The organism is Streptomyces sp. NPDC047072, from assembly GCF_040643855.1.
In the GTDB taxonomy this organism is placed as follows: domain Bacteria; phylum Actinomycetota; class Actinomycetes; order Streptomycetales; family Streptomycetaceae; genus Streptomyces.
Genome location: NZ_JBEYVC010000141.1, coordinates 20,454 through 27,521, shown reverse-complemented (window position 1 = coordinate 27,521; position 7,068 = coordinate 20,454). Strand labels below are relative to the sequence as shown.

8 protein-coding genes are annotated in these 7,068 nt (G+C 69.9%); 6 read left to right on the top strand and 2 right to left on the bottom strand.

Features of this window, described 5'->3' with window-relative positions; genetic code table 11:
- Positions 1-218: 218 nt before the first annotated feature.
- Complete coding sequence (locus ABZ896_RS39180; protein WP_360939828.1) at positions 219-560, top strand: hypothetical protein; 342 nt, start codon at positions 219-221, stop codon at positions 558-560.
- A gap of 80 nt (positions 561-640) precedes the next feature.
- On the opposite strand, the gene ABZ896_RS39175 is transcribed toward ABZ896_RS39180, so the two are convergent.
- Complete coding sequence (locus ABZ896_RS39175) at positions 641-1,225, bottom strand: isochorismatase family protein (protein ID WP_360939826.1); 585 nt, start codon at positions 1,223-1,225, stop codon at positions 641-643.
- A 97-nt stretch (positions 1,226-1,322) separates the two neighbouring features.
- The gene (locus ABZ896_RS39170; RefSeq protein WP_360939824.1) at positions 1,323-2,669 is read right to left on the bottom strand and encodes a nicotinate phosphoribosyltransferase; all 1,347 of its coding nucleotides are present in this window, start codon (positions 2,667-2,669) and stop codon (positions 1,323-1,325) included.
- Between the two features lie 58 nt (positions 2,670-2,727).
- On the opposite strand from ABZ896_RS39170, the gene clpS reads away from it, so the two are divergent.
- The 5 genes from clpS (at position 2,728) to ABZ896_RS39145 (ending at position 7,005) form a co-directional block, all read left to right on the top strand.
- On the top strand, positions 2,728-3,045 hold the full coding sequence (gene clpS, locus ABZ896_RS39165; protein ID WP_058925046.1) for an ATP-dependent Clp protease adapter ClpS: 318 nt from the start codon (positions 2,728-2,730) through the stop codon (positions 3,043-3,045).
- 12 nt (positions 3,046-3,057) lie between these two features.
- Entirely contained in the window at positions 3,058-3,660 is a 603-nt protein-coding gene (locus ABZ896_RS39160) for a DUF2017 domain-containing protein (RefSeq protein ID WP_360939822.1), read from the top strand.
- Positions 3,661-3,969: 309 nt separating this feature from the next.
- Positions 3,970-5,388, top strand: coding sequence for an amino acid permease (locus ABZ896_RS39155; protein WP_360939820.1), 1,419 nt, complete (start codon positions 3,970-3,972; stop codon positions 5,386-5,388).
- Between the two features lie 132 nt (positions 5,389-5,520).
- Complete coding sequence (locus tag ABZ896_RS39150; RefSeq protein WP_360939818.1) at positions 5,521-5,943, top strand: M67 family metallopeptidase; 423 nt, start codon at positions 5,521-5,523, stop codon at positions 5,941-5,943.
- Between the two features lie 39 nt (positions 5,944-5,982).
- Positions 5,983-7,005, top strand: coding sequence for a LacI family DNA-binding transcriptional regulator (locus ABZ896_RS39145; protein WP_360939816.1), 1,023 nt, complete (start codon positions 5,983-5,985; stop codon positions 7,003-7,005).
- The last annotated feature ends 63 nt before the right edge of the window (positions 7,006-7,068 follow it).

The following is a 7,068-nucleotide window of genomic DNA, read 5'->3' as shown; positions in this document are numbered from 1 at the left end:
CCTCGTGGTCGTCGTCTCCCGGTTCGTGTGGGTGTATCCGGCGACCTTCCTGCCGCGCGTGCTGTCGGCGCGGATCCGCGCGCGTGAGGACGACAGTAAAAGTAAAACAGCAGGTCAGAAGCGTATCGGCGGCAACCCCTGGCGGGTTGCCGCCGATCGTGTTTAGGTGCGTGCTGTGGCTCTCTTATTGACACCGACGCACACGGGGGTGTGACCGCATGGCCGCAGGAGGTTTCTGCAAGCTGCCGAACGGCAGAGTGGTGGTGGCGCTGAACCTGCCCCGCCCCGCCGCCGTCGACGGCAGCGTGCGCGTACTCGTCCACGCCCAGAACCGGGCGCGCGCCCTGACCAGGCTGCGCAATCTCGGGCTGCGCGCGGTCTACCTGCGGGGCAACGGCGCGCCGCCGACCCCGGACGAGATCACGGCCGTACTCCACCACCCGGACGGCCTGATATGGCGCACGGCCCCTGACAACGGTGTCGACACACCCCCGGACCTGGTCCAGGAACTGTGGCACCCGATCAGGAGCCTGCTGCGCAGGCCTGCGGCGTCGGCGTAATTCTTCTCAGCCGCGACGGCGCTCAGCCGCGACGGCGCGATCCGGCGGTGCCGGACCGGCCTCCAGCGGTATGGCGTCGCCTACACCACCGGCTTGCCCGACAGCTCGATCCCCGCTGCCCGCATCTCCTCGATCGCCTTCTCGGTCGTACCGTCGGAGACACCCGCCGTCAGGTCCAGCAGGACGTGCGTACGGAAGCCCTCGCGGGCCGCGTCCAGTGCCGTGGCCTTCACGCAGTGGTCCGTGGCGATGCCCACGACGTCGACCTCGTCGATCTGCCGGGCCCGCAGCCAGTCGCCCAGGGTCACGCCGTTCTCGTCGGCGCCCTCGAACCCGCTGTACGCCGCCGCGTACGCCCCCTTGTCGAAGACCGCGTCGATCCCGCCGGAGGCGACCGCCGGGGCGAAGTTCGGATGGAACCCCACCCCCTCGGTCCCGGCGACGCAGTGCGCCGGCCAGGAGTGCACGAAGTCGGGGTTGTCGGCGAAGTGCCCGCCGGGCGCGATGTGGTGGTCGCGGGTCGCCACGACGTGCCGGTACCCGGCCGGCGCCTGTCCGATCAGCTCGGTGATGGCGGCGGCCACATCGGCACCCCCGGCCACCGCCAGGCTGCCCCCTTCGCAGAAGTCGTTCTGCACGTCAACGACGATCAAGGCGCGGCGCATGGTGGGTGTCCTTCACGATGGGTGAACTTACGAGCCTAGAGACTTCGGGGACGCTACGGGAGGGGGCATTACCGGGCGCGTTCGGGCCGGACAGCCCCTAATTACCCGTACGCCCGTTGACATACTCCGTCGGAATGACCGGTTCTCCGCGGGAGAGCTGGGTTGCGGACAGGGGGAGGTTGGCGCGCGCGGACGCGTGGCGTTCTCGTACGACGTCCAGGGGCTCGCGGGCGACGACCTCGCCGGCCTTGACCAGCTCGACCAGCAGCTGGTGGTCGACCAGCCCCGCCGGGACCGGACCCGTGCCCACGACCTCGGCCTCCGCGATGCCGTCCGCGTCCAGGCGCCGGGCCGCCCACTTGCGGCCGCCCATCGAGCTCTTGCCGCCGGACGACTTCTTCGCGACCGGGATCAGCGGCGCCTTCACGTCGGCGGACTCGGCGCGCGCGACCAGCTTGTAGACCATCGAGCAGGTGGGATGCCCGGACCCGGTCACCAGCTGGGTGCCGACGCCGTACGCGTCCACCGGCGCCGCCGCCAGCGAGGCGATGGCGTACTCGTCGAGGTCGGAGGTGACGATGATCCGCGTCTTCGTCGCGCCCAGCTCGTCCAGCTGCTGCCGCACCCGGTGCGCGACCAGCAGCAGGTCACCGGAGTCGATGCGCACGGCGCCCAGCTCGGGCCCGGCCACCTCCACGGCCGTACGGACGGCCTCGGCGACGTCGTAGGTGTCCACGAGCAGCGTGGTGCCCCGGCCCAGCGAGTTCACCTGGGCCTGGAAGGCGTCCCGCTCGTGGTCGTGCAGCAGGGTGAAGGCGTGGGCGCTGGTGCCGACGGTCGGGATGCCGTAGCGGAACCCGGCCGCGAGGTCGGAGGTGGTGGTGAAGCCGCCGACGTAGGCGGCGCGCGAGGCGGCGACCGCGGCCAGTTCGTGGGTGCGGCGGGCCCCCATCTCGATCAGCGGCCGCCCGCCCGCCGCCGAGGCCATCCGGGAGGCGGCCGCGGCGATCGCGGAGTCGTGGTTGAGGATCGACAGGATCACGGTCTCAAGGAGCACGCACTCGGCGAAGGAGCCCTCCACCCGCATGATCGGCGAGCCCGGGAAGTACACCTCGCCCTCCGGGTAGCCCCAGATGTCGCCCGAGAAGCGGTAGGAGGCGAGCCAGTCCAGGGTCTCCTCGTCGACGATGCCCCGCTCGCGCAGGAAGCCGAGGACGTCCGCGTCGAAGCGGAAGTTCTCCACCGCGTCCAGGACCCGCCCGGTGCCCGCGAGGACGCCGTAGCGGCGCCCCTCCGGCAGGCGCCGGGTGAAGACCTCGAACACGCTGCGCCGCTCGGCGGTCCCCGCCCTGAGCGCGGCCTGCAACATCGTCAGCTCGTACTGGTCCGTGAAGAGCGCCGTCGAGGGAACGTCCACCGGCAGCCCAAGGTCCGCTGTGTTCATAGGACGAGATGCTACACGCCTTCGCGTCAGTGTGACGATTTGTAGGGACCGTGGCAGCATGGGGCCTGTGACGTCACCCGCTCCCGTAGAGATCGAACGCACCGAGTCGGCGGAGGAGGTCTTCGCCGTACCCGAGCCGGACGTCCCCTGGGTCACCATCGTCCACAACGACCCGGTCAACCTCATGAGCTACGTGACCTATGTCTTCCAGACGTACTTCGGGTACTCGAAGGACAAGGCCACCAAACTCATGCTCGACGTCCACCACAAGGGCCGAGCGGTCGTCTCCAGCGGAACCCGCGAGGAGATGGAGCGCGACGTGCAGGCGATGCACGGCTACGGTCTGTGGGCCACCCTCCAGCAGGACCGGAAGTAGACGACCGACTTCATGCCAGGAACCTTCGAACCGATCCCCGGCGGCGGCGCGGCCGTCGCCCTCGACGACGTCGAGATCTCCATCATCCGGTCGCTGGCCGTCCAGCTCCTGGAGCTGATCGGCCCGGGCCCGGGCGGCGACGCCCCCGAGGACCCGCTCGCCGAGCTCTTCGCGGAGGGGCCGAGCGAGCCGCCGTCCGACCCGGTGCTCCGCCGGCTCTTCCCGGACGCGTACGGCGACCCCGAGGGCACGCCCGAGGCCAAGGAGGCCGAGGAACAGCGGGAGTACTCCGCCGAGTTCCGCCGCTACACCGAGAACGACCTCAGGGCCGGCAAGCGCGACAACGCCCTCGCGGTGGTCCGCACGCTGGACGCGCTCAACTCCGTAGGGGACGGCGGGGCGGTGCTCAAGCTGTCCGTGGCGGAGTCCCGGCAGTGGCTCGGCGCCCTCAACGACCTGCGCCTCGCGATCGGCTCCCGCCTCGACATCGCCGACGAGGAGGACACCGACCTCCTCTACCGGCTCCCGGACGAGGACCCCCGTAAGCCCATGGTGATGGCGTACCTGTGGCTGGGCGGCCTCCAGGAGACCCTCGTCACGACACTTATGCCGTGAAGTGCCTTGCTCAGGGGATGCTCAGATCCGGATAACGATCACGTCACCGGACTGATGACCTTCGTCCGTCGAGCATGCCCTTTGTCCGCTTCTTCCTGTGGTCTGCGCCATATCCCGCCCCGATGATCTCTGTTGCGGCCGTGATAAATCTTCACGACCGCCCGGCGAACACCACCCGTATGTCCGCCGGGTGCGCCACGGAGCCGGTAACCGCCGGCCAGGCACCACTCCATCAATCCGGGGGGATCGAGAACCGATCCGAGGCCGACGAGAGGCCCGGGTCGGTGTGGAGAAAGGCGCACCACACATATGACCTCCGCTCAGGTCGACAACGCACCCGAAGAGGGTTACGAGCGCGGGCTCGGCAGCCGTCAGGTCCAGATGATCGCGATCGGCGGCGCCATCGGCGTCGGGCTCTTCCTGGGAGCCGGCGCGAACATAGCCAAGGCCGGTCCCAGCCTCATCTTCATGTACGCCCTCGCCGGCGTGATCGTCTTCTTCATCATGCGGGCGCTCGGCGAACTCCTGCTCTACCGGCCGGTGTCCGGCTCCTTCGCCGAGTACTCCCGCGAGTTCCTCGGCCCCTTCTTCGGCTACTTCACCGGCTGGACGTACTGGCTGATGTGGGTCGTCACCGGCATGGCCGAGCTGACGGCCGCCGCGATCTACGTCAACTACTGGTTCCCGGACGTCCCGCAGTGGGTGACCGCGCTCGCCTTCCTGGTGATCCTCTTCGGGGTCAACCTGATCTCCGTGAAGGTCTTCGGCGAGCTCGAGTTCTGGTTCTCGATGGTCAAGGTCACCGCCCTGATCGGCATGATCGTCATCGGCCTCGGCGTGCTCACCTTCGGCTTCAGCAGCGCCGGCGACACCGCCGCCGTCTCCAACCTGTGGGCCTTCGACGGCTTCTTCCCCAAGGGTGTCGGCTCCTCCCTGATGACCCTGCAGGGCGTCATGTTCGCCTACCTCGCGGTCGAGCTGGTCGGCGTCACGGCGGGCGAGTCCGAGAACCCCGAGAAGACGCTCCCCAAGGCGATCAACACCCTCCCGTGGCGGATCGCGCTCTTCTACGTCGGTGCGCTCACCGTCATCCTCTGCGTCGTGAAGTGGACCGAGTTCGCGCCGGGCGTCTCGCCGTTCGTCGAGGCGTTCGCGAAGATCGGCATCCCGGCGGGCGCGGGCATCGTGAACTTCGTCGTGCTGACCGCCGCGCTCTCCTCCTGCAACTCCGGGATGTACTCCACGGGCCGCATGCTGCGGAACCTGGCCGACAGCGGTGAGGCGCCGGCCGTCTTCCGGAAGCTGTCGTCCACGAAGACGCCCGCGTTCGGCATCACGGTGTCCGTCCTCTTCATGGGCATCGGCGTGGTCCTGAACTACGTCGTCCCCGAGAAGGCGTTCGGTTACGTCACCTCGGTCGCGACGGCGGCGGGCATCTGGACGTGGCTGATGATCCTGATCAGCCATGTGCTGTACCGGCGCGCGGTGGACGCGGGTCGCCTGCCGGCGTCGTCCTTCCCGGCGCCGGGCGGGTCGGTGTGCAGCTGGATCGCCATCGTGTTCCTGCTGTTCGTCACCGGCCTGATCGCGTACGACGCGGACTCGCGGGTGTGCCTGTATGTGATGGCGGGCTGGGCCGCGGCGCTCGGCGTGGGCTGGGCTGTGCTGAAGTCTCGTAACCCGGGGATCGCCTCGCGGCCCGAGTCGGAGTTCGAGAAGGTCGGGTAGGTCGTCGGTCGGCTGCGGGCCGGTGGGGGCTTGTCGCGCAGTTCCCCGCGCCCCTTAGGTGGGTGTCCGCTATGTGGGCTGTCCCGTACCGAACCTCGGTATGGGGCGGCCCACCTGCTTATCCTTGCCGACATGCTGACCATCACCCAGGCCCTCGTCGATCAGATCGTCGCGCACGCGCGCAAGGACCATCCCGACGAGGCGTGCGGCGTCGTCGCGGGGGCGGCCGGGGCGGACCGGCCGGAGCGGTTCATTCCGATGCTCAACGCGGCGATGTCCCCGACGTTCTACGAGTTCGACTCCGGCGACCTGCTGAAGCTCTACCGCGAGATGGACGACCGTGACGAGGAGCCGGTGGTCATCTACCACTCCCACACCGCGACCGAGGCCTACCCCTCCCGCACGGACATCTCCTACGCCAACGAACCCGGCGCCCACTACGTCCTGGTCTCGACGGCGGACACCGACGGCCTCGGCGACTTCCAGTTCCGCTCGTTCCGGATCGTCGAGGGCGAGGTGACGGAGGAGGAGGTCACGGTCGTCGACGCGTACTAGGCTCGTAGCGACGATCAACTCCCCACCCAGGAGCGCAGGTTGACGCGCAGGACGCACGGACGACGGCCCACCCTGGAGGATGTCGCACGCTACTCGGGGGTCTCCCGGTCCACCGTGTCCCGGGTGATCAACGGCGAGCCCAGGGTCCGCGCCGAGGTCGTCGAGCAGGTCCGGCGCGTCATCGCCGACCTCGGCTACGTCCCCAACCAGGCCGCCCGCCAGCTGGTCACCCACCGCACCAACGCCGTCGCCGTGGTCGCGCCCCAGCCGCAGAACCGCCTCTTCCTGGACCCGTTCTTCGACTGCCTGCTGCGCGGTGTGCGCCGCGAACTCGCCGGGTACGGCGCCCAGGCGGTCCTGCTCTTCCTCGACGAACCCGACGACTACACGCGCGTGGCCGACTATCTCGCCGGCGGCCATGTCGACGGCGCCGTGCTGTTCGCCCTGCACCCCGGCGACCGGCTGCACGAGATGACCGACCGGCTCGACATCCCCGTCGTCTTCGGCGGCCGCCCCCTCCTGCGCGACGGCGGCACCGTACGGGCCCACGCCTGCGTCGACGGCGACAACCGCGGGGGAGCGCGGCAGGCCGTCCAGCACCTGGTCGCCCTCGGCCGCACCCGCGTCGCCACCGTCACCGGCCCCTACGACCAGGAGCACTCCGCCGCCGACCGGCTCGCCGGCTACCGGGACGTCCTCCCGGACGCCCCGCCCGAGCTGACCGAACGCGCCGACTACACCCAGCAGGGCGGCGCCGACGCGATGGCCGCCCTCCTCGACCGCCGCCCCGACCTGGACGCCGTGTTCGCCGCCTCCGACCTCATGGCCTCCGGGGTGCTGCGGACCCTGCGCGAGCGCGGGCGCCGGGTGCCCGAGGACGTGGCCGTGATCGGCTTCGACGACCTGACGGCGATCGCCGAGGCCACCGACCCTCTGCTGACCACCGTCCACCAGGACGTCGAGGAGATGGGCCGCCTCATGGCCCGGCTGCTGTTCGAGCGGACGACGGAGCTGCCCTCGGCGATCGTGCCCACCCGGCTCGTCCGGCGGGCGTCCGCCTGAGCTGCGTATCTCACTCACCGGCCGCGATTCGTCCACGATGTGGGATCACATTCCGGGACCCGG